At 59.6% G+C, this 20,696-nt stretch carries 23 protein-coding genes and 2 pseudogenes; 15 read left to right on the forward strand and 10 right to left on the reverse strand.

Annotated features, from left to right (window positions below):
* Window positions 1-40 precede the first annotated feature (40 nt).
* Entirely contained in the window at window positions 41-478 is a 438-nt protein-coding gene (locus tag Q5H94_RS05800) for a hypothetical protein (protein ID WP_304560292.1), read from the forward strand.
* 366 nt (window positions 479-844) lie between these two features.
* On the opposite strand, the gene Q5H94_RS05805 is transcribed toward Q5H94_RS05800, so the two are convergent.
* Entirely contained in the window at window positions 845-1,282 is a 438-nt protein-coding gene (locus Q5H94_RS05805) for a hypothetical protein (RefSeq protein WP_304560293.1), read from the reverse strand.
* 20 nt (window positions 1,283-1,302) lie between these two features.
* Here Q5H94_RS05805 and Q5H94_RS20495 point away from each other — a divergent pair, with 20 nt between their 5' ends.
* Complete coding sequence (locus tag Q5H94_RS20495; protein WP_431312147.1) at window positions 1,303-1,401, forward strand: flagellar biosynthetic protein FliQ; 99 nt, start codon at window positions 1,303-1,305, stop codon at window positions 1,399-1,401.
* Window positions 1,402-1,475: 74 nt separating this feature from the next.
* On the opposite strand, the pseudogene Q5H94_RS05810 reads toward Q5H94_RS20495, so the two are convergent.
* The 5 genes and pseudogenes from Q5H94_RS05810 to Q5H94_RS05830 form a co-directional block, all read right to left on the reverse strand.
* A pseudogene (locus Q5H94_RS05810) lies at window positions 1,476-1,990 on the reverse strand (DDE-type integrase/transposase/recombinase); the annotation flags it as partial.
* A gap of 9 nt (window positions 1,991-1,999) precedes the next feature.
* A complete protein-coding gene (locus Q5H94_RS05815) occupies window positions 2,000-2,146 on the reverse strand; it encodes a hypothetical protein (protein ID WP_304560294.1) in 147 nt (48 codons plus the stop codon).
* Between the two features lie 178 nt (window positions 2,147-2,324).
* Window positions 2,325-3,548 (reverse strand): ABC transporter ATP-binding protein, encoded by a 1,224-nt coding sequence (locus Q5H94_RS05820; protein ID WP_304560295.1) that lies wholly within the window; start codon window positions 3,546-3,548, stop codon window positions 2,325-2,327.
* Window positions 3,548-4,417, reverse strand: a complete 870-nt coding sequence (locus Q5H94_RS05825) for an ABC transporter permease (protein WP_304560525.1) — start codon at window positions 4,415-4,417, stop codon at window positions 3,548-3,550. Before Q5H94_RS05825 ends, Q5H94_RS05820 begins: the two co-directional genes overlap by 1 nt.
* Window positions 4,377-5,441: a UbiA family prenyltransferase gene (locus tag Q5H94_RS05830; RefSeq protein ID WP_304560296.1), complete on the reverse strand. Its 1,065-nt coding sequence runs from the start codon at window positions 5,439-5,441 to the stop codon at window positions 4,377-4,379. Before Q5H94_RS05830 ends, Q5H94_RS05825 begins: the two co-directional genes overlap by 41 nt.
* Window positions 5,442-5,510: 69 nt before the next feature.
* Between Q5H94_RS05830 and Q5H94_RS05835 the strand changes: the two genes are divergently transcribed.
* Window positions 5,511-6,617, forward strand: coding sequence for a hypothetical protein (locus Q5H94_RS05835; RefSeq protein WP_304560297.1), 1,107 nt, complete (start codon window positions 5,511-5,513; stop codon window positions 6,615-6,617).
* Here Q5H94_RS05835 and Q5H94_RS05840 read toward each other — a convergent pair.
* Window positions 6,614-7,882: a glycosyltransferase family 4 protein gene (locus tag Q5H94_RS05840; RefSeq protein ID WP_304560298.1), complete on the reverse strand. Its 1,269-nt coding sequence runs from the start codon at window positions 7,880-7,882 to the stop codon at window positions 6,614-6,616. The genes Q5H94_RS05835 and Q5H94_RS05840 overlap by 4 nt on opposite strands.
* Window positions 7,883-8,216: 334 nt before the next feature.
* Here Q5H94_RS05840 and Q5H94_RS05845 point away from each other — a divergent pair.
* A pseudogene (locus Q5H94_RS05845) lies at window positions 8,217-8,405 on the forward strand (transposase); the annotation flags it as partial.
* Window positions 8,406-8,529: 124 nt separating this feature from the next.
* Complete coding sequence (locus tag Q5H94_RS05850; protein WP_304560299.1) at window positions 8,530-8,859, forward strand: hypothetical protein; 330 nt, start codon at window positions 8,530-8,532, stop codon at window positions 8,857-8,859.
* A gap of 51 nt (window positions 8,860-8,910) precedes the next feature.
* Here the strand turns inward: Q5H94_RS05850 and Q5H94_RS05855 are convergent, their stop codons facing one another.
* Window positions 8,911-10,227 carry an amidohydrolase family protein gene (locus tag Q5H94_RS05855; RefSeq protein ID WP_304560300.1) on the reverse strand — a complete coding sequence of 439 codons (1,317 nt, stop codon included), beginning with the start codon at window positions 10,225-10,227 and terminating at the stop codon, window positions 8,911-8,913.
* Window positions 10,228-10,490: 263 nt separating this feature from the next.
* Between Q5H94_RS05855 and Q5H94_RS05860 the strand changes: the two genes are divergently transcribed.
* Complete coding sequence (locus tag Q5H94_RS05860; RefSeq protein WP_304560301.1) at window positions 10,491-10,718, forward strand: hypothetical protein; 228 nt, start codon at window positions 10,491-10,493, stop codon at window positions 10,716-10,718.
* A gap of 383 nt (window positions 10,719-11,101) precedes the next feature.
* On the opposite strand, the gene ctrA is transcribed toward Q5H94_RS05860, so the two are convergent.
* Window positions 11,102-11,797 (reverse strand): response regulator transcription factor CtrA, encoded by a 696-nt coding sequence (ctrA, locus tag Q5H94_RS05865; protein WP_304560302.1) that lies wholly within the window; start codon window positions 11,795-11,797, stop codon window positions 11,102-11,104.
* 146 nt (window positions 11,798-11,943) lie between these two features.
* Between ctrA and Q5H94_RS05870 the strand changes: the two genes are divergently transcribed.
* From Q5H94_RS05870 to Q5H94_RS05905, 8 genes are all read left to right on the forward strand, one after another.
* Complete coding sequence (locus tag Q5H94_RS05870) at window positions 11,944-12,411, forward strand: Ros/MucR family transcriptional regulator (RefSeq protein ID WP_304560303.1); 468 nt, start codon at window positions 11,944-11,946, stop codon at window positions 12,409-12,411.
* A gap of 273 nt (window positions 12,412-12,684) precedes the next feature.
* Window positions 12,685-13,011 carry a hypothetical protein gene (locus Q5H94_RS05875; RefSeq protein ID WP_304560304.1) on the forward strand — a complete coding sequence of 109 codons (327 nt, stop codon included), beginning with the start codon at window positions 12,685-12,687 and terminating at the stop codon, window positions 13,009-13,011.
* A gap of 161 nt (window positions 13,012-13,172) precedes the next feature.
* Complete coding sequence (locus Q5H94_RS05880) at window positions 13,173-13,724, forward strand: ECF-type sigma factor (protein ID WP_304560305.1); 552 nt, start codon at window positions 13,173-13,175, stop codon at window positions 13,722-13,724.
* A gap of 31 nt (window positions 13,725-13,755) precedes the next feature.
* Entirely contained in the window at window positions 13,756-16,197 is a 2,442-nt protein-coding gene (locus Q5H94_RS05885) for a serine/threonine-protein kinase (protein ID WP_304560306.1), read from the forward strand.
* A 157-nt stretch (window positions 16,198-16,354) separates the two neighbouring features.
* Window positions 16,355-16,906 carry a hypothetical protein gene (locus Q5H94_RS05890; RefSeq protein WP_304560307.1) on the forward strand — a complete coding sequence of 184 codons (552 nt, stop codon included), beginning with the start codon at window positions 16,355-16,357 and terminating at the stop codon, window positions 16,904-16,906.
* On the forward strand, window positions 16,903-17,394 hold the full coding sequence (locus Q5H94_RS05895; RefSeq protein ID WP_304560308.1) for a hypothetical protein: 492 nt from the start codon (window positions 16,903-16,905) through the stop codon (window positions 17,392-17,394). Before Q5H94_RS05890 ends, Q5H94_RS05895 begins: the two co-directional genes overlap by 4 nt.
* An 18-nt stretch (window positions 17,395-17,412) precedes the next feature.
* Window positions 17,413-18,474, forward strand: a complete 1,062-nt coding sequence (locus Q5H94_RS05900; protein WP_304560309.1) for an OmpA family protein — start codon at window positions 17,413-17,415, stop codon at window positions 18,472-18,474.
* Window positions 18,475-18,542: 68 nt separating this feature from the next.
* Complete coding sequence (locus Q5H94_RS05905) at window positions 18,543-19,025, forward strand: hypothetical protein (RefSeq protein WP_304560310.1); 483 nt, start codon at window positions 18,543-18,545, stop codon at window positions 19,023-19,025.
* A gap of 94 nt (window positions 19,026-19,119) precedes the next feature.
* Here Q5H94_RS05905 and Q5H94_RS05910 read toward each other — a convergent pair whose 3' ends face one another.
* Window positions 19,120-19,650, reverse strand: coding sequence for a Ros/MucR family transcriptional regulator (locus tag Q5H94_RS05910; protein WP_304560311.1), 531 nt, complete (start codon window positions 19,648-19,650; stop codon window positions 19,120-19,122).
* 593 nt (window positions 19,651-20,243) lie between these two features.
* Between Q5H94_RS05910 and Q5H94_RS05915 the strand changes: the two genes are divergently transcribed.
* The gene (locus tag Q5H94_RS05915; RefSeq protein ID WP_304560312.1) at window positions 20,244-20,558 is read left to right on the forward strand and encodes a hypothetical protein; all 315 of its coding nucleotides are present in this window, start codon (window positions 20,244-20,246) and stop codon (window positions 20,556-20,558) included.
* The last annotated feature ends 138 nt before the right edge of the window (window positions 20,559-20,696 follow it).

Raw genomic sequence — 20,696 nt, forward strand, 5'->3', positions numbered from 1 at the left:
CAGCGACGCGATTTGCAAAGTAGCATCATGCCCTCCCCAAATGATCCCGATGAACGTACAGAGTCTCGCTGGCGAGAAATGGGTGAAGCTATCGAGTTTTGGGTGCTCGCGGCACTTGTTGCCGGTGCGCCGGTTTATGGCATTATCTCCGCACTCCTCGGCGCGTTCCGGAATTAGCGCCACGATGCGCGTGCCCGACTGGCAAACGCTCTGCTCTGCGCGGACTTTTGATGCGTTGCTGCTTCTGCACTTCGGCCCCGGTGAACTCGACGAGCTCTCGCCCGAGGAGTATGACGCCGCGATCGGACGCCTGCGCGATGGCTTCGGTCGGGAGCAAGACCCTGGGCGCCGTTTCGCTCTGTGGGCACTTTTGCATCTGTTCGATGAGGCCCCTTCGCTTGAGCAGACTTTCGACGATCCAGCCACGATCATAGCGGCGCATGAGTTTGTGAACGCATCGGAACCTGTGATCGTTTGAACGCGCCTCGACTTGCCTAATAACATGAGACCGGCGTAATCTCAGGTCGGATTTGCCCCCGCAAAATTGGACAATGACTTCGGCATTATTGATCGGGTGTCCGCATCGACGAACCCGACAGCTGTCTGAGGGCCAAGTGCCAAATCTCGGTCGTCTCGGCCGCTGCTCGCCGCTGGATGAACGAACAACCGCTTTCAGGACGTCGCCGCTTCGATTTCGATGGCCGATGTGAGCACGCTTAGGTGCCACGCGGTAGCCGGTCGGAATACCTTCAGGGTGCCACTGTACTAGCTTTCATAGCAACTGGTCCAGACGAGAAACCGTCCAGACCAACTGACCTCGTCTAAATGTCTACAGACCTTCCGCCTATTGCGCCGTCTTCTGAACCTCACCCTGACCCATGGCAGACACCAGAACACCGCCGTTGCTGCTGAAACTGGCCGCCGGCAGCGTTGCGAGCTTATCGCCGACCTTCATGCTGATCGTCTCGATCCGCTCCCGCGCGTCGGTGGCGGCCGAGCGGACGCGGCCGATGACGTTGCCGGCGGTGTCGCGCACCTTCATGCCGCGCGGCCCCCCCGAGCCCGATCCGGCACCCTCGCCGCTGCCCGAAAACGCCGCGCCGTCGATGCCGCCATTCGCATTGCCCGATGCAATGCCGTCCGCCGAGCCGGAGCCCGACGTCAGACCGGTCGCGCGGTCTTTCGCCGTGCTCACGACATTGCCGGCACGATCGCGCAAGGTGCCGACGGCGTTGACGGCGCGGTCACGAACCGTCCCGACCGTATTGCGCGCAGTGCCCACGGTGCCGCGTGTTGATCAGTGTGTTTCAGGTCAGGACACAGCTTCAGGAATGGACGCTGAGCAATATCCCTAAAATCCTCATGGCGACATTTCTGCTCATCGCCATCGGAATTTGGTGATGGGACGTGTCACGCAGTTCGCAACATCTTTGTATCTTCTCATTTCTACGCTCGCCAACTGAACCGAGCCGGGCCTACCGGAGGTATTGGGCTGTGAGACACGCTGCCATATCGAGGTTGCTTGCGTCACCGTAACATTGATCTTCGGCCTCGGTAGGCGGGATGTTCCGATGGGTTCAAGCAGCCGGCGATGGTTGGACCAGTCGACGCGTTCGAGCGTGGCATATTCGACGGCTTCGAAGCTGCGCCACGGTCCACGCCTGTGGATCACCTCGGCCTTATAAAGGCCGTTGATGGTCTCGGCCAACGCGTTGTCGTAACTGTCGCCCACGCTGCCGACCGACGAGTCGATCCAGGCTTCGGCGAGGCGCTCGGTGAACTTGATGGGCACGTATTGCGAGCCGTGATCGCTATGATGGATGAAGCCGCCCCGATGGGTCGGCCGACGATCGCGAAGCGCCTGCTCCAGGGCATCGAGAACGAAGCTGGCATGTGCCGTCCTGCTGGCCCGCCAACCGACGATCCGCCTGGCGTAGGTGTCGATGGCGAAGGCGACGTAGACGAACCCCGCTGAAGTCGCCACGTAGGTGTCGGCAACCTAGGTCGGGACACCGGCACGCTTGCCGCTATCGACCTCGGCCTTCTTCATCCACTCATGCAGCGTCTGCGGAACGCAGCCGATCTTCTCCCCGATCGACACCACCAGCGCCCAGCGAGACGGCCAATCGCGCTCGTGATCGGCCACCCTCCGCACCGCCGCTCGCGCACCTTGGGTGCAAGCTTGTTCGTCGTCTTGCTCATAAAGGCTCCACCTTCTCAGGAGTTGGAGCCTCCGGCAAAGCCGGCGCGGTTCAAACAGCTTCATCGCGCCGCACGAACGCGATCACTATCTCCAGCAAATAGCGCGTCCCCCAACGCTGAAGTTATGGTGTATCGGTGAGCCACTGGCTATCGAGACGGACGATTTGCGCCATCTGCATCTGGGCGTTTGTGGCGAGGTCAACAGGGCCGTTTACCGTCACGCTGCGGCCTCCACCAAATGGCCCGCCGAGCGGCAGCAGCGCATAAGCCGTCGAATCTGCGATCATTGGCCTCAAGATATAGGGCCCGGGCGCCAAGGGCAGACGGTCAATCTTGCACCGTACAGTGGAGCGACCTGGAGCAAGCTGGCGACCGGCGAAGTCGAAAACTGAGGAGACGCAAGTCATGCCGTCTGGCGTCCAGAGCGAGAAGCCGGGGAAAATGCCAACAACGTCGGGCATTTGCATTTGGATTTCCATTTCCAAGGTAATGGTAGATCCAGTTTCGGCATGACTCTGCGCGACTTCCCCGAAGCCGAGTGCGAGGATCGCCACTGTGGCGCCGTCGTCGGGCGCGAACGGCGTTTCATGCCGCTCTGTTTCCGCAAGATAGGCACGGACGATCGCCTGCGTCTCACCCTCAGCAGTGACGCGACCATGGTCGAGCAAGATGCCGCGTTGGCACACCGCATGAACATGCGCGATCGCGTGCGACACTAAGAGCAAACCACCACCGCGCGCCAGAAATTCCTTCATGTACGTCAGACACTTGCGTTGAAACGCCACGTCTCCAACCGCGAGCACTTCATCGACGAGCAACACGTCGGCTTCCAGCAGAGCGGCAATACCGAACGCTAAGCGCGCCCGCATACCCGTGCTGAAGGTCTGAAGAACTGTATCGGCACTGTCCTCCAGTCCGGCGAAGGCAAGCACGTCGGGAACCATTGCGGCGGCGCGTTTGCGATTGATGCCGTGGAGCTGCGCCGCCAGTCGGATGTTTTCACACGCAGTGAGCAATGGGTTGAGACCAGCGCCAAGCTCAATGAGCGCGACCACCCGGCCGCGTATTACAACCCGGCCGCGGTCCAGGGGTAATAAGCCGGCCAACACCTTCAGCAGAGTCGACTTTCCCGCACCGTTGCTTCCGAGCACCGCCACAGCCTCGCCGGCGTGCAGCTGTAGGGACACGTCATCGAGCGCCCAGAATTCGCCCCTGCGTAACCGCATCAAGCGCTGCGTGGGCAAAAATTCGGCGAGAATGTCGAGCGCGCCGTATAACAGCGAGCGGCGCACACCGGGGCAGAACCTCTTACTGGCGCCATCGACCTGAAGGAGCGGCTTGGTCATTACCCTAGCCGCGCGACGATATGCGGTCGCGCAAGGCGGTAGATGAACCAAGCTACCAGCAGCAGCGCGGCAGCAAGCGCGGCTGTGGCCGCAAAGCCGTTTGACACTGATAAACGCACCAACAGATTACGCGGCGTGTCCAGCAAAGGTATGAGCGGGTTGAACCGCTGCACGCCGCTCGCGGTAATTGGATAAGCGACCGGCATCGCGAACACGAGCAGGTTTGTCACCAGTAACAGGCCTCGCGCGCCATCCTCGTATAGAAGCGTAATCGGCGCAAATAGAAGACCGACCGCCAGCCCCAACATTGCCACAGGAACCGCAGCAAAAGGTGCGAACAGCGTCGTCGTGCCCAATGGCACTCGCAGGAAAATGCAAAGTATCAGTAACGAGCCAAGCCGCACGGCTGCGTTGAGGAACGCCTCATATACACCCGCCAAGATCATAGCCTCGTGTGGTACACGTAATCTCGTGACCGTGCCGCGATGTGCGATCAATTGTCGCGTGGGGGCGTTCAGCGTTTCTAACAACAACTGCCATAAGGTCGTACCGGCAAAAACAAACACCGCAACCGGCATGCCGATATCTGGAAAGTGGAAAATTCCGCGCGCCTGAACATAGCTGATTGCGGTCACCGCCATGATCGCCGGAATAAAAAGCCAAAGATGCCCGAGCAGGGCGCGACGGCTCTGGGTCTGCAAGCCCGCTTGGAACAGCGTAAACCCGAGCGACAGACTCTGATGGAGATCGGTTGCCGCCTCATGCACAAAGCGCCGCCCGTTGCGGAGCTGCGGGCCGGCTTCGTAGATGATCTGTTTCTTCATGACTTCATCGTTTCCCTTGCCGCCGGTCTGGTCCTCGTAATGCAAAGGACAAGCCCCTAGCTCGCAGTATGGCGAGGAAGAGTGTCGCCTCGCTTAGCAAAATCGGGGCGAACAGGATCAGATGTGTTAACAGGACGGCCGCATCCTGCGGATGGCGCGAGGTAGCCGCCAGCAAAAGTGAGAGCGGCAGTAACGTGACGTAGTAATCAGCCAACAGCGTCACACATTGTGACCGCGGCTCTACGAGGGTGATCGACCACTGCCGTGCCTGCAGTTTGATGATCGTCGCGGTGCTGTAGGCGGCGAGCCCCAGCGCCGGGATTTTTCCCGGCAGCAATGCAAGCAGCGCGAACAGCGTGATTAGCTCCAGCGGGAAGAACAGCCGTTCGCCGCAACGCCTCGCCTTATTCTCGCCGACGCGTTGAACAAAGGTTTGGCTACCGCTGCGGCGGTCCGCATCCGCATCGCGTAGCTGATGACCGAGAATTGAGCGCAACCCTGTCCCAAGCGCCCAGACGGCGAGAACGCCTGTCCAAAACGGCCACGGCGCAACACCCGCCGCGCGAAACGCGACCAGCGCGGCGGTAAGGCTTGGGAATAGGTGCGCTCCACACGCATCCGCCATAAGCCCGGCAAATCCGCACTCTTTGAGGCGCAGCGGCGACAGCGAATAGGCGGTGAACGAGAGCCAAGCGGCGACGTAGACGAGAACAAGAGCCGGATCGTCCCGCCAATGATATGCAAAAGCCACGCCTGACGCGACGAGTGCCACTATGAGCACCATCGAGAGCGCGATGCGGCGTGGGCGTCCAGCCAACCGGTTTGGCTTTCCTGCCGCGCGATCTTCGCGAATGTCAGCCAGGTCGTTGATGATGCTGACGTAGGTGGCGCCAACCACCAATGCGGCCAATAACACGAGCCCCTCACGCCAGGCCGGGACGATCGGTCTACCAGTCAAGATGAAGGGCGCGTAGAACGCGGCGAGTAACGTTGGCATCTTGGACGACCACCAGTCGCTCGCCCGTGCTATCGAGCCGACATCGCTAAAACGCTTTCCCAGCCCCTTCATCGTTCGGCCCTCACCCTCTCATGTTGCCGCTACAAGTTCCGCCGGAGGCAGGCTACAGGATTGCGTTAGATGCTGATATTCGAGGAGGTTGGACCGAAGATGGCCGGGGGTTCAAAGGCGCAGCGGGACGTCGATGGCGAACAGGTCAACGCCGCCATCGACCGCGGCCTTGCCTATCTCGCCGAGCATCAATATCCCAATGGCGAATTCTGCTGCTATATCGCGATCGATGAGCCGATGCAGGGCTGGTGCGTTACCGACAGCACGGTCTTTGCGACAATGGTCGTCGCCTCATGCCTGGTATCGACAGAGGCCCATCCCGCAAGCGAGCACATGCTGCGCAAGGCGACAATATACATGCAGTCGCAGCAACACCATGGACCGACATGGCCGGTATTCTCCGATCGCCACCGCTGGCACGCGGCAGTTCCGTACGATTCGGATAGTCTCGCCTATGCCTCAGCCTTTCTGCAGGCTCGCGGCATCGTATATCCTGCGCTGAACATCCCGTTGCTGCTCGCGAACCGCAACCGCCAGGGTCTTTTCTTAACCTGGTTCCTGTTGCGACCCGTCTGGCCAAGGAATCGGACGCATTTGCGCGTCACTGCCAAGCGACTGCTGCACCCGTTGCGCAATATACTGTTCTGGCGGGCCAATGAGTGTGATCCCGATGACGTCGACATGGGGATCAACGCCAACATCCTATATTATCTCGGCGAGCGACCGGAAACGCTTCCGATCGTGACTGCCTTACTGCGTGTCATTGTGGAGGGGCGCGAGGACGATTGCGACAAATGGTACCGCAACAGGTTCAGCATCTATTATCTCATCGCTCGAGCATATTCGAAGGGAGCGCACGGCCTTGCTCCGGCGCGGGATCTGATCGTCGAACGCATCCTCGCGACCGCGCAACGCGATGGCAGCTTCGGTACCTCGATCCTCGATACGGCGTTTGCAGTCTCAACATTGCTGTTACTCGACGCCCCGACAGCGCAGGTCCATCAAGCGGTGGCAGCGTTACTAGATCAGCAGACCCAGGCGGGAAATTGGGTGCGCTGGCTATTCTATTACGGCGGCCCGCAGCGCTCGCAAGGATGGGGGTCGGAAGAGTTGACCACCGGCTTCTGTCTCGAAGCTGTGGCGCTTTACCGAGCGAAATTTGGAATCTCAGTCTAGGCCGATTGATCCGCCGGGGCGAGCGTTCGTTCGGCCGCTCGCTCAAAAGCGTGGCCGACAGGTAGTCCGGTATCCGAACTCGGAGCGCGGTTATGCGCCCCTTGCCGTGCCGCTAAGATCGATAATTCGGCAGCGAGAGTCGCAGACGGGTCAGAAGGAATCTGCGTGCGGATGGAGCGACCGGCCGCTTCGCCGATGGCTTGCCAATCGTCGCGAGAAGCCCATGCTTCCTCAAGAATGGCGTCGATCTCGAATTCGCTATGTCCAGCGGCAACGAACCCAGTTCTGCCATGCTCGATCACTTCAGCGCCTCCCCCAGCGGGCGTGATGACCGCGACACGCCCGCTCAGCATTGTCTCTACCACCGCGAGCGGCAGCCCCTCGCAGCGTGAGCACAGCACCAAGCCGTGATGATCGTCCCAAACTCTCTCAGGTGTAGCGATAAATCCCGGGAAATCGGCCCGTTCGACGTCAAGATACCGCGCCATCTCGCGCAACCCTTCTGCGTCGGGCCCCGCCCCATAGAAGCTGACACGGAGCGGACGTTCACGCCATTTCGGCTGCGCCAACACGCGAAGTAGCGCCGCTTGTCCTTTCTCCACAGTGTCCAGCCGGGCGACGCAAGCGAGACGAAAGCCGTTGCCAGTATCAGGCCAGTCGTCGCGCTTGGCCCACGGAACGAGGAAAGGGTTCGCCACCACGCGAGCATTGGGCAGACTGCCTGCAATCTGTTCCTCGGTAAGGCGCAGATTGTGATTGGAGACGAAAAGACTTTCGACCGCGCCGCGGTGCGCATCCATGAAAGCTCTGCGAATTTCATCCCTTGGCCAATGCATATCATCTGCTTTCTGGCTGATAAGCACATAGGAAAGACCGACCTGCCGACAACGCTCGGCCCATTGCCAACCCTCGTAGTTCAGGCCTTGCGAGATTATCACCAGATCGGGTCGGGCAGAACGAAATAGATGGTCGATCTTCGCTGCCTGCGTCATTCGCGTAAACGGTGTGCAGGCGTCGATAAGATGCCTGATCTTGAACGGAATCATGCCCGTGTTGCGCAGATCGAAATGGCGAACGCCGCGCTTTTCGAGTCGATCAAGGGGCGTGATATTGGGGCGGGGAGTCTGAGAGCCCGTGACGACCCGATGACCGGCGTCGGCGAGAGCGAGGGCCGTGCGGCTCCATAACTCTTCGCTGCCACCCCACAGCTTGTTGGTGCTTAAAAATGCAAAGCTAAACTCGGCTGCGGAGCGAACGCCCGTCATCCCCTTCCCTTCGTCTTCAGCCGCGTTCCTCCACGGCAGATTTCGAACTGTAGGCAAGCGGAGGCCGATTGGGTACCAATATCGTGTTCGTCAGAATGTTGGCTCCGAGATCCCGCGTGAGAGCAGGCCCGCAAGCGGGATCGATCGAAGCGCTAACCTGTCGCTGACCTGAGCCATGTTGACGTGCGCCCCTGAAATGTGACCGATTTTCGGCAAGTCCGACGCGAAGGAGCCGGACGAAGATGCGCGGCAGCTGACCTGCTGCCCGTTTCTTGGACCGTTTTGAGCTGGAAAATTCCAGTTTAGGATTGAAGGCTAGGTGACGGAGTGGACGATGAAGAGATCGAAGTTCAGCGAGGCGCAGATTGCATTTGTGTTGAAGCAAGCTGAGGACGGCACGACGATCGGCGAGGTATTCCGGAAGGCGGGGACCAGCAACGCGACATTTTATGCACGGCGCAAGAAGTACGCCGGGCTGATGCCGTCGGAGATGCGGCGGCTGCGCCGACGCCACCAGTCTCATCCAGGTAAACATTGATCTGCCGTTGCCGATCGACCGGGCCGTCGATCTCGGGTGCCACAAGGGCTATCCGGGGCACCAAGTCTATAACATGCCGCTCGAACGCACGCTTTCGCGGAGGCGTGAATTGAGCGAGTTCAGCATCTACCCGCTGTACGGCCCACAGAGTTTTCCCGCCGAAGGGTCGGCCAATTTCGGCATCGAACTCGCCTTCCCGAACGACGAACGCACCACCTTCGAGAAGGCGGTACTCTTTCCCCTGGCTGGCTTGGTCCCTGCCGGGGCAGCACACAATTACGCGCTCGGCGAGGCGACAAAGGCGCTAGCCGGCGCGCGCTTCACCCTCGCCCGCGACTATCTCGAAGACCGCGTCACTCGCGATCAGGCAATGGCGTTGACCCAGAAATACAGTCTCGTTTCCGAAGAAAGCGCGCTACCACCTGCCGCATTAGTCTGACAGCGCCCGCGAGCCTCTTGTGGACGCTTTTCTCGTATTCGGTACCCGAGATTACGCAGAGGCGAACATCTTCTGTATCTCGCCTGAGGTCACTGGGCGGCGCGCCTGGCCGACGAGGTCCATGCTGTCGGTCTTGAGGCCGCCCAGATTTTCTCGTGGCGAAACGTCGACATTGCGGCCTAGATGTCGCAGCGCCCCGACCATACAATTCTCGCGACTGCCTAACGTCGTGAAAGGGTCGTAGCTGTATTCGCGCATAACTGTCTTATGGGTGATAGCGTCGATTACGCTGTCGGATAGTCCATTGATCGACGCATAGAGATATTCTGGACAGTTCGGCCACAACGTGTCCGAATGTGGGTAGTCCGCCTCGTAGCAGACCATGTCGGGATTCATATAGTCGAGGCTCTTGAGCCCAAACTGATCATCGATGAAGCAAGTGATGATGTGGCGCTTGAAGACGTCCGACGGCCGCTCCTTGCCGAAATCACTGAAGGTCCACTCACGGTGATGTTCGTAGGTGAAGTCGGCGCGCTCGAGCAGATAAGGCACCCAGCCGATGCCGCCCTCAGACAGCGCCATGCGCAGGTCGGGATAGCGTTTCCAGAATGACGCAAAAAGCCAGTCGGCGGCAGAATTGGAGATTGCCATTGGCATGGTGGTGATCCACGCGTCGATCGGCGTTTCGTCGGATGCGTGCGCGGCCTCTGACCCGGTGCCGATGTGGCAGTTCAGCACCATCTTATGATCACTGCACTTCTTCCACACAGGTTCCCAATAGGCATTATGGATGCTTGGCAAACCACCTTTGAAAGGATTGTCAGGAAAGGAAATGGCATGAACCCCTGCCTTCGCCATCCGATCGATCTCCGCAACCGTCTCGGTCATGTCCCAGAGCGGAAGGATGACCATCGGGATCAGTCGTCCTGGGCCGGCGCCGCACCAATCCTGAACCTGCCAGTCGTTGTAGGCTCGAACTGCGCGAAGCGCCTTGTCAGGCGCACCGTTCTGAGCAGCTGTGATGAACGCCCCACCCGCAAAACCCGGCATCGTCGGAAAGTTAAGCGACCCCAGGATGCCATTGACATTCATGTCATCAATGCGTGCCTTGGGATCGAAACAACCAGGACGTAGCTGCTCGAAGCGGGTCGGCTCCATGCCAAACTCAGACCGCGGGCGACCGACGACGGCGTTGAGACCGATGGTGGGATAGACGGTATCGTTCCAGAGCCAGGCGTCCTTGCCGCCCCGATCGACGATCCGGGGCGCTTCGTCTTTAAACGCCGCGGGATAATGGGAGACGAAAGCATTCGCCGGTTCGACGTTGTGATCGTCAACGCTGACCAAAATCATGTCTTCCATTTTCATTTCGCCACCCCCTGATGTCGTATTTCTCACGTTCGAGTCCGGTATAGAAAACTGACGATTAGTCAATTATATGCGACTGGTTGCGCTAAGCCCGGGTCAACGCTCAATTTGGTGATGGCTCTGTCAAGTCAACAGGCACGGCGTAGCGGGGCGCTGTCAGAGCAACGTGGCAGGAGCGGTGTCCGATAATACCGGGTCCGGATGAGCCGCAAATCCTGAGCACTGCCGCTAAGCCCATCCCTCTATTTCAACCTTCACCCGAGGTGACCCGCCTCGTGGTGATGATGTACGTGCGCTTCCCGCTGTCATTGTGGAATGTGGAGGATTGGCTGATCGAGCGCGGCATCGAAATCAGTCATGAGACTGTACCGATAGCCGAGGGATTGGCGGGCAACGTGCGATCGTTCAACATCATCGCTCGGGAGCGCCGGTCGCGCCGGAAGAACGCAGCGGCAGAAGGGCTCATGACGCGCGAAGAGTTTGAGCGGTAGAACGCCGAAGACCCGGAGCCATCAGTCACGCCTTGGCTGATCCCGCCCAACCGATACAGGCTAGCGTACCGATCAGGGTGGAGCGCGGCACTTTGAAAATTCTGCACTGTCAGAGCTTCGAGGCAGCTATTTTTCTACATGGTTCGGAGCGCATTCAGCTTACGCAAAATCCTGCTTTGTTCCTGAAAAATCTCGTTCGCGTTTCCGCATAAAGGAACCAGATGCTGGTTGGTCTAACAGTACCGTTCGGGCTGTTTTCACCAAAGCCTGCAAGCCGCCACAGCCCTGCGGCGGGTACGCCGCATGGCACCCTCGCCGGCCGCAACGTGAACGTCCTGGTTGTGGGGCCAGGCGATAGACGGAGCCTCAGCTGGTCGCAGCCTTCAAGCGGCCTGCGACATATCCTCGGTGTCCAGCAGCACGTAGCCGCGGCCCCAGATCGTTTCGATATAGTTTTCGCCGTCGCATGCCAGGCTGAGCTTCTTGCGCAGCTTGCAGATGAAGACGTCGATGATCTTGAGCTCGGGCTCGTCCATGCCGCCATAGAGGTGGTTCAGGAACATTTCCTTGGTGAGCGTCGTGCCCTTGCGGAGCGAGAGCAGCTCCAGCATCGCATATTCCTTGCCGGTCAGGTGGACGCGGCTGCCATCGACCTCGACCGTCTTGGCGTCGAGGTTCACGGCGAGCTTGCCGGTGCGGATGACCGACTGGCTGTGGCCCTTCGAGCGGCGGACGACGGCGTGGATGCGCGCGGTCAGCTCTTCGCGGTGGAACGGCTTGGTGACGTAGTCGTCGGCGCCGAAGCCGAACGAGCTTACCTTGCTGTTCATGTCGTTGATGCCGGAGAGGATCAGCACCGGCGTCTGCACGCGGGCGAAGCGCAGCTTCTTCAGCACGTCATAGCCGTGCATGTCCGGCAGGTTGAGGTCGAGCAGGATGATGTCGTAATCATACAGCTTCCCGAGATCGAGGCCCTCCTCGCCCAGATCGGTCGCGTAGACGGTAAATCCTTCCGAAGTCAGCATAAGCTCGATCGCCTTGGCGGTCGTCGGCTCGTCCTCGATCAGCAGTACGCGCATGCGGGGCTCCTTTAGGCCTGCGCCTAAACAAAGTTGGTTAACAACTCGTCAATCTTTAAAATTGGGTGGCGCGGTCATCGTGCTTCACCGTGCGTTCAGCCGATGCGACCCTAACGCGATGCGTAACCTTCCCCGGAGATACCCCTTTGACCGAAGTGTCGACGCTTACCGAATTGACCGCCCACATCGTTGCGGCGCATGTTGGCCATAACAATGTCGCCATCAGCGATATTGGCGGCGTGATAGAGAGGGTTTATGCCGCCCTCTCGACGCTGGGAACGCCAGCGGTGGAACCCGGCACCAAGCCGATTGGCGCCGTGTCGGTGCGCGCCTCGATCAAGCCTGATCATCTTGTCAGCATGATCGACGGCAAGCCGTACAAGATGCTCCGCCGCCACCTCAGCCAGAACGGTTACACGCCGGAAAGCTACCGCGTGGCCTTCGATCTGCCCAAGGATTACCCGATGGTCGCCAAGAGCTATACCGAAACGCGGCGGGCGCTCGCGATAAAAATCGGCTTGGGCAAATCAAGGGCGGCCGCGCCCGAGCACGTTGTCGCGAAGCCCGCACGTAAGCCGCGCGCGAAGACGCCAACACCAACCCTCGACGCCTAAGGCTGCGCGCCGTCGGCAAGCGCTTCGCCTCGCAAAGTGCCCTGACAGCTTGACGATAGTGCATCGTACCAAAGCGTTATGCCTCATCAACACCGACCGGCGCCCACTTCTTGCTCGGGTATGGGTCGAGAGCGAATTCCCGCCATGGGGTGGATTGCGGACGTTGGCGATGCCAAGTTATCCTAATGACAGACCGGGCATTCCTTCAACTCAATCTCGTGGAACGCAGAGCCGAACGACCCCGCACCCGAGGTTCAGAAAAATGGTTCGGAAGTGACATTGCAGTTCCGCTTGAACCCTTGGGCCTACGAGGCGTCGGCAGATGAGCAAGGACGGCTGACCTTCGACGGATGTTCGAAATGGAGGCTCGGTAGCACCAACGATGAAGGCTGGTATCGCGGGCAGTGCCGCTACAGCACGATCGCTCCAGCATGGGGTGAGTTCTACGAAATTGTCGGTACTGACGCGCTCGCGCATGCACCCACCGACTGGAAGTCGACCAACCATGAGCATGCGGGAAAGCGCCACTTTCTCTTCTACTTGCGTGACGAGACGTTCGAGTGCTTTGCGGATGAATGGAGCTTTTTCCGCTCGCGCTGACGTCCGCTATGGGTCGTTAGCGGACGCTCGGGAAAGTCCCAGCGGAGCTTAAAGTCGCGCTACATGCCACTGAATCGAATTGCGCCTATTAACAGACTTCGCTACCCGGCGCTGTTGCAGTGAGCGCTTGTTACGAAATTGGCCGTGCGTTAGAAATGTCCATGAGATTCGACGATCGGACGGCGGCCTCCCGGGCAGACGGAGTTACTGAAACGCGATTCGATCTCGACACCGATGCTCTGGTCGTTACCTTATATTCGGAGCTTCGCAAAATCGCCCGCCGCGAACATCTCCGCGCAGGGGCACCGCAGACATTGCAGACGACCGCGTTAATTGGCGAAGTCTATCTTAAGCTCAAACGCCACGAGGTCTGGCAAAGTCGCCCGCATTTCCTCGCCTGCGCATCGACCGCGATTCGGCACCTGTTGGTCGATGCCGCCCGCGCTAGATCGACGGCAAAACGTTCGGCGCCTCAGATGGAATATGACGACCGCGTCGCAGACGAAAGAAGTGACCGAGATCTCGTCAAGCTTGGTGATGCGCTTGAGAGTCTCGCACGCATAGACAGCGAGCTTGCGCGGCTGGTCGATTGCCGGTTTTTCGCGGGCTATGACGAGCGCGAAACCGCCGAAATTTTGGGCATTAGCGATCGCACCGTGCGACGTCGGTGGGTGCAGGCGAAGGCGTGGATTCATAACGAGATCGCCGCGTGACGGCTTTCTTCGACGCGAAGCCGATCAGACTTTGACGCGGCAACCGACTGCTGAAGAATGGGACGCCATTTTAGCGGCATTCGAGGGTATCGTTGACCTGCCCGAAAATATGCAGGAAGCGGCGGTTGCGGCAACAGGACTCTTACCGTTCGAAGCGGGACAATTGCGGCGGTTGCTGGCCGCCAGTCGCAGTACCGGCGTTCTAGACCGGCAATTTCCGGCTTCGCAGCCCGACCCGGACAATTATGCGTCTATTGCCCCGGGGACGCGCATAGGGCGGTTCCGCGTCGACAATCTAATCGGGAGGGGCGGCGCGGGCGAAGTCTATTATGCGGAACGCGCGGCCGGCGGTTTCGGACAGCATGTGGCCCTGAAATTGCTTCGCGCCGAGGCGATCGACCGTTTCGCCTCGTTCGATTTCGAACGGAAGTTGCTCGCCTCGCTTGACCATCCCGGCATCGCGCGCCTGATCGACGGCGGCACGGCACCTGACGGGCGGCCTTACATGGCGCTCGAGTATGTGCCCGGCGCGACAATCATTGATTGGTGCGCAGAACATGACGCCAGCCTGGAGACGCGACTGAAGCTCTTCGTCGACGTCTGCGATGCCGTTGCTTACGCTCACTCCAAGCTGATCGTGCACCGCGACCTGAAGCCCTCCAACATCCTTATCGATACGGGCGGCCGAGCCCGTCTGCTGGACTTTGGAATTGCCAAGCTGATCGACGAGGCAACGCTGGACCGCGCGCTCACTGGGCACGCGATGCTGACTCCGGATTATGCGGCGCCGGAGCAATTGGAAAATGGCACGACTACCGCCGCAACCGACATTTATGCGCTTGGCGCCGTGCTGTTCGAACTGCTGACCGGAAATCGGCCGTGGCAGACTGGCGGTGCACACGTTCCATCTCTTCTCCGCCGCATCCTCGACGAGGACGTGCCGGTCCCGAGCCGCGTCGCCACAGCCAGCTCGCCGATCGCGCCTAGTCGCATCCGGGGTGATCTCGATGCGGTCATTCTCAAGGCGATGCGACGCAATCCGGACCAGCGCTACATCAGCGTCGGCGAACTGGCCGAGGATCTGCGCCGCCATCTCAGTTCGATGCCTGTGAAGGCACGGCAAGGTTCTACGCCCTATTACCTCGGTCGATTTATCCATCGCCATCGTTGGGCAGCAGCCGTCACCATCGCGGCGATCGCAGCGATATTGATTGGCGCAGCGGGGATAGCTTGGCAGGCGCGAAACACGGCGATCGAGCGCGACGCCGCGCGCGCGGAAGCGGGGCAGTTGAAAGCGCTGAATGACGCAATGCAGCTTATGTTTCGCGACGCAACCGGCACCACACGGCAGAGATCCATGTCCGTACGCGAAATGATTGAGGGGACGACGCGCCGTATGATTCGCACGCTCCCCCCCGATTCCCCCAACGCAGCTCAGACTGTCACGGCGCTGGCCGACCTCTACCTTGGAATGGAGAACAATGACGATGCCAAGGTGCTGCTGACGCAGGCCCTGAAGCGCGGGATTGGCCGATCCGATCCCGTTAACGCAGCGCGATTTAGGCTTAAACTGGGCACGATTCTCGCAACTGAAGGCCGTTTCGCTGACGCCGAACGGATGCTTGCGAGTGCAGATCGCACATGGAGTTCGGATAGCGTGCGTTTCCGTCGCGAACGCGTCGAGACTGCCGGTGCGAAGGCTCTGATCCTGCGCCGCACCAACCGGCCAAATGCGGCCACAGCCGTGCTGATGGACAACCTCGTTGATGCCGAGGAAAACTACGTCAACGACGACCGCAATCTAGCTGCACGCTACGCTAGCATCGTCACCCTCATGCTAGACACCGACCATTTCGCCGAGGCTCACAATCTGCTTAGTCGAGCCGACGCGACTCTCACGCAGACTGCGCATCCGCATTCGGAAGGAGCGCTCAACCTGCATCGGCTCAGCGCGGAATTGATGATACGGCAGGGTCAGACTGCTGCCGCCGCAGACATCTTCAGGCTGTTGATCGCCGATAGACGGCGTTATTTCGGGCCCGGCATCGCACTTGCCGTAGATCTTCTTCGCTTTGCCCGACTTTTCAACCAAGTTGGGAAACCGGCGAAAGCCCTCACATTGCTGAGCGCTGCCGCGCCGATGGCGATCGAACATTTTGGCGAAGCAGACAAGACGACCTTGCTCGTCCGCGCGGCGCAGATTGAGGCGTTGATCGATCTCGACAGATTGACGGAAGCACGGGCACTGGCCGAAAAAGTCGCGAACCCCGAACAGCATCTCGACAGCGACACCCTAGCGTTAGCGCGTTATCGCCGGTCTCGTGCCGCGCTCACCTTCGCTCTCGGCGATCCCACTGCTGCGCGCAATATCCTCATCACTGCGGACGATGCGGCAGCGAAGCTTGGCAAAGGTAGCCGCGAATATTTTCTGAGAGAAACTCTCCCCATCCGTCGGCGTTTGAGCCGGGCCTAACTCTACTTAAAAAAAATATGGACGATCGTGGCCGGAAATGCGGCGCGCTGCCGTCTAGGTGAAGCGACCCAAAGACCTTCAATTCGGAAGGTCTGGAACTTCAGCCCGGGCATTTTACTTGCTCGGGCTGCTTTTTGGGTGACGGAGCGATGCGGGGATGGTGCTGAAACATCAGGGCTTTGCTGCGACGCTCGTCAGCACGCTGTTGATTTCCGCTTGTGGAAGCGGCGGCAGCACGTCGACAGCCGACAGTATCAATGCCACCGACGCGCGAAAGGCCGCCGGCCCTAGTGTTACCAACGCCTGCGCGTTGATCGACAAAAGCGTCGTCGCCTCGGTGCTCGGCAGCGGGATCAAAAGCGCTGAACTAAGCGCAGTGAAAGACGGCGCGGGAGGCACCGAGCAATTCTCGCAGTGCGCTTACACGTTTGAGAGCGGCAAGATGATCGTCGTGTCGGTCGGTCAGTCGCCCGACAATCCCGGCGTCGAGGAGATTCAAAAGCGCGCCGTCAGCCAGACCGCGATCGTCTCTAATACACCGCCCGTGAAGGTCGACGGCGTCGGCAAGGCTGCACTGTGGAGCCCTGACATGCATATGCTGCAAGTCTATCTGGAGGGCGGGCGCTTCTACTATATCAATATGGCGAGCGCCGGCGGCGACGAAGCGCAGGCGACCGCAGTCACGCTAGCGCACAAGCTCGGCGCATGAGGCTATTCGCAATTGCCGCTCTGGCGCTAATCGCCGCATCGTCTGCTCCGTGGGTGCTGGGCGATATCGGCTTAAGCCAAGGCGGCCATGTCGTGAAATTCGGCGTTCCGCGCGCTGCAGCGATTGCGGCAGTTTCGGCAGTCTCGGGCAAACCGATCAAGGCTCACAGCATTCCCGATTGCGGTCAGGGCGAACCGATGAGTCGCGTAGAGTTCAGAAACGGCCTTGGTATGGAGTTTCTGAGAGGCAAATTTTCCGGTTGGACACTGGATGGAAACGGCGACCGCAGCTTCAAGACTTCGAAAGGCGTTGGCATCGGCGCCACCCTTGCGACGCTAAAGAAAGCCTATCCCAGCGTGACCGTCGACGACGGCTCGCTAGGCGTAATGTTCACCGTCGAGAACGGCCCGTCAGGCTTCCTCGATAACACGAAGCCGACCGCGCACGTCACATCGCTCTACTCGGGCGAGACCTGCATGATTTCGTGATTTTTTGGGGGGGATGGAATGAGCAGGACCAAGTTCGCCGGGCTCGCCGGCGCCGCAATTGTGCTTGCTGTAACGGGCGGCTGTTCGTTCAAGTCGGCGCACGATGGCAATACCGCTTCGCCGCCGGTCAATACTACCGTCGTCGCGGCCAAAACCACGCCGAGTTCCACGGCGAGCGCCGCGCCGACGACTGCCGGGTTCAGCCCGGACAGCACACCGCTTGCAAACCCGACGCTCGGGGCATGGCCCTATTTCGGCATGATGGAAGGCTACGAGCGCTTCGACGAGAAGAACATCGCGAGTTCCGAAGCCAAAAAATATCTTGAGGACGTCCCTTACGATCACTGGCAATTTTTTGACGGTACCAAATTGATCACCGTTGAGGGCCGCACGATGACGACCGGCGGCAAGGGCACAACCGCCTCCTTCTTCCAGATTCAAAAGACCTACGAGAAGCTCGTCCACGATCTCGGCGGCGTCACGGTGTACGAAGGCACCGGCAAGCCGATGAAGGACGACAAGATCATGTTCTCCGACCGGCGCTACCGGGCGAACTACGTCTACGAAGAAGACCAGATGGGCGTCTACATGGTGCGCACGCCAACCAGACAGATCTGGGTTGAGGTCTATCACCCCTGGGAAGACAATTCGAAAAACTACTGGCTGACCATCGTCGAGAAGAAAGCGCTCGAGGTGAAGGTCAAGATGATCCCCGCCGAAGTGATGAAATCGGCACTCGACAGCGTCGGCCACGTCGCTCTCTACTTGAGCTTCGATACCGACAAGACGGATATGAAGCCAGAGTCCGCGCCAGTCCTGTCCGAAATCGTTAAGCTGATGAAGGCGAACCCGGCGCTGAAATTGACCGTCGAGGGCCATACCGACAACGCCGGCACTCCCGCCCACAATCAGGCTCTGTCAGAAGGCCGCGCATTTGCTGTGGCTACTGCGCTGAAGGCGCAGGGTATCGCAACCGACCGATTGCAATCAATGGGCTTCGGCCAGTCGAAACCGATTGCAGACAATCTCAGTGAGGACGGGCGCGCGAAAAACCGGCGAGTTGAATTGGTCAAAAGATAGGTTCCGGCTGAGGAGCGCAGATCAAGAAGGTCAGGTGGCCAACCTTACTTTTCTGGAAAGGGGATTTTATGGCAAATGGTTCAGGTCCGGGTGCATATCGCATTTTCAACACCGCAACCGAGCTCGAAAAAGCGTATCCGCAACTCAAGGGATGGGCACCAGAGTTGTCCATGTCTATCGAACTAACAAACTTCGACATTGCCAGTTGCGAGCTTAAGCCGGAGCATAAGGATGGCATCTATCGCGGTAGTCTAGGAACGAGCGACAGAGAATATAAGGTCGCGTGGTCATTTGGTTTCCACAGCCATACAGGCGGCCAGGCGTTCAATTCACAGCTTGCCGAAGCACGCGCCGACAGTGCGATAAGATTCGCGTACAGCATGCGTGGTCCAGACACGGTTGTCGGCGAATGGAAGCACACTTCGGTTTCTTGGCGACCCGGCTTTCCTGATGGTGAGTCTGCTGAAATGCGAAAAGTGCTGATCGTCTATTTTAAAGGTCTCCCTATCCGCCCGCCCATTGCAATGGGGCCTACAAAGAACAAGCGGTAACGTCGTGAGAGTGGTATCCGCCATATCGCACGCATTTGAGAATTTTAGAACGTCCTAAAGGTTGAACTTCAGTAGGTAGGGCTTGATTGCGTGATCAGTGGGATTGGGCTTTGACAGGAACCTTGCGCGGCCCGCGCTTGCGGGCGGTTGCGGTTGGAGCTGCCGCCGCTGCAGATTGCGCCTTGGTTTTTGCAGCGCGGCCCTTCTGGCCCAGACCGATTTTATGCGCCATCGCGCGGCGCGCCTCCGAATAGCTTTCTGCAACCATTGGATAGTCGGAGCGCAGATTGTAGCGCTCGCGATATTGGACATCCGTCAAGCCGTGGGTCGACAAGTGACGGCGCAAGGTCTTGTACGGTTTGCCGTCGATCATAGAAATGATGTGGTCTTTCGACGCCAGCGACTTCCTGGCAGTGACGGCTGGCACGTACTCTGGCTCAGACGGCGCCTGTTCGAGCGTCTTCGTAGGTGCGGTGAGCGCCCTTCCCAGCTCCAGGATCGTGCTGTGCATAGTCCGCAAAAACGTCGGCACGTCTTCAGGCGCGACGCGGTTGTTCTGATTGCCAAGCCAAGCAATCGTCAACTCTGTTGCGAGTTCAACTGAGTTGAGCGTTTCGTCGGCCATTACCCAAATCCATTTTCGCAAAGTCGCTGTTGCCGCCAAATCGGATGTTACAGCTACATTGTCCAGGTTAATTAAGGCGCACGCCCGTCGATCGGCGTCTCAGAAGGCGGCGTCTTTATTGCCAAATTTTTTCCCTGCGCGCTGCGGACGATGCAACGTCCGATCCTAAAAGCTGGGCAGAAAAATGGGACAATCTTGCTTGGTGCCGTCGCGCTCGACAATGTTCCTTTCACGTCCGCAATCGACATGACCATCGGCTTATGCGCGTTTGGCCGCGGAACCCTCTTATTCGACTGTGGTCAACCGTATCTGGATACGTCGAGGCAAGCGTGGCCGTGATGCTATTCCCGAATAGGTCTGAATAAGCGGATTGTCCCGACAGCCTGGTCGTCGAGGATTCGGCGCTGACTTTCCCAGAGGGCGCGATCCTGCTCCGCCCGGGCGTCCGGACGCGGATCGGCGAGGGGGTGCGTCTGGGGATGGCGGTCAAGCGGCATTTCGCGCTTGTCCGCGAGATCATGCCGACAGCGGCGAGATGCCCGGACAGCGTGGTCTGGTGTTGATCGGACCGTCCGCCAGGACCGACCGCGCGGGTGCGGAAGCGCTGGCCCGCGCTTGGCGCGATCGGCCGTGCGGCGCGCGTGGTGCTGCCGCCGGAATACGCTCTGCACCTCAAGTCCGCAGTCAGCCTGCTCGACGAGGACAGCGCGCTCACTACGCGCGCCGGCGAAGACAGCGGGCTGTTCGCGAGCTTCCGCCAGCTCGTCGTGCCGGCCGGTGAGGAAGCCGCTGCCAACGCGCTCCGAGTCAACCGCAGGCTCCTTGTCGGCAGCCAGTTCCCGGCGACGCTGCCGATGCTGGCGGACGAAGGCTATATCGTCGTCCCGCTCGACGCCCTACAAACCTGACTGATAAATGCAGGCCTCTCGTGCAGGTCGCTACGCTGGTCTCGGCGGCAAGCCAACGTTGGCAGGCGCCCTGTGGCATGACCGAAAGTTCCAATGTCGACCGTTCGGGTCGTCGCTCAGATTTGAAAAAGCGAACGG

The organism is Sphingomonas immobilis (assembly GCF_030580995.1).
GTDB classification, from domain to species: Bacteria; Pseudomonadota; Alphaproteobacteria; order Sphingomonadales; family Sphingomonadaceae; genus Sphingomonas; species Sphingomonas immobilis.

Excerpts from the sequence above, each read along its gene's own strand:
- ctrA (WP_304560302.1), bottom strand. The coding sequence starts at position 11,797 with ATGCGCGTACTGCTGATCGAGGACGAGCCGACGACCGCCAAGGCGATC.
- Q5H94_RS05855 (WP_304560300.1), bottom strand. The coding sequence starts at position 10,227 with ATGAAAATGGAAGACATGATTTTGGTCAGCGTTGACGATCACAACGTC.
- Q5H94_RS05910 (WP_304560311.1), bottom strand. The coding sequence starts at position 19,650 with ATGGCCGACGAAACGCTCAACTCAGTTGAACTCGCAACAGAGTTGACG.
- Q5H94_RS05800 (WP_304560292.1), top strand. The coding sequence starts at position 41 with ATGATCCCGATGAACGTACAGAGTCTCGCTGGCGAGAAATGGGTGAAG.
- Q5H94_RS05835 (WP_304560297.1), top strand. The coding sequence starts at position 5,511 with ATGCTGATATTCGAGGAGGTTGGACCGAAGATGGCCGGGGGTTCAAAG.
- Q5H94_RS05895 (WP_304560308.1), top strand. The coding sequence starts at position 16,903 with ATGAGGCTATTCGCAATTGCCGCTCTGGCGCTAATCGCCGCATCGTCT.
- Q5H94_RS05900 (WP_304560309.1), top strand. The coding sequence starts at position 17,413 with ATGAGCAGGACCAAGTTCGCCGGGCTCGCCGGCGCCGCAATTGTGCTT.
- Q5H94_RS05840 (WP_304560298.1), bottom strand. The coding sequence starts at position 7,882 with ATGACGGGCGTTCGCTCCGCAGCCGAGTTTAGCTTTGCATTTTTAAGC.
- Q5H94_RS05820 (WP_304560295.1), bottom strand. The coding sequence starts at position 3,548 with ATGACCAAGCCGCTCCTTCAGGTCGATGGCGCCAGTAAGAGGTTCTGC.
- Q5H94_RS05905 (WP_304560310.1), top strand. The coding sequence starts at position 18,543 with ATGGCAAATGGTTCAGGTCCGGGTGCATATCGCATTTTCAACACCGCA.
- Q5H94_RS05830 (WP_304560296.1), bottom strand. The coding sequence starts at position 5,441 with ATGAAGGGGCTGGGAAAGCGTTTTAGCGATGTCGGCTCGATAGCACGG.
- Q5H94_RS05880 (WP_304560305.1), top strand. The coding sequence starts at position 13,173 with ATGAGATTCGACGATCGGACGGCGGCCTCCCGGGCAGACGGAGTTACT.
- Q5H94_RS05890 (WP_304560307.1), top strand. The coding sequence starts at position 16,355 with ATGGTGCTGAAACATCAGGGCTTTGCTGCGACGCTCGTCAGCACGCTG.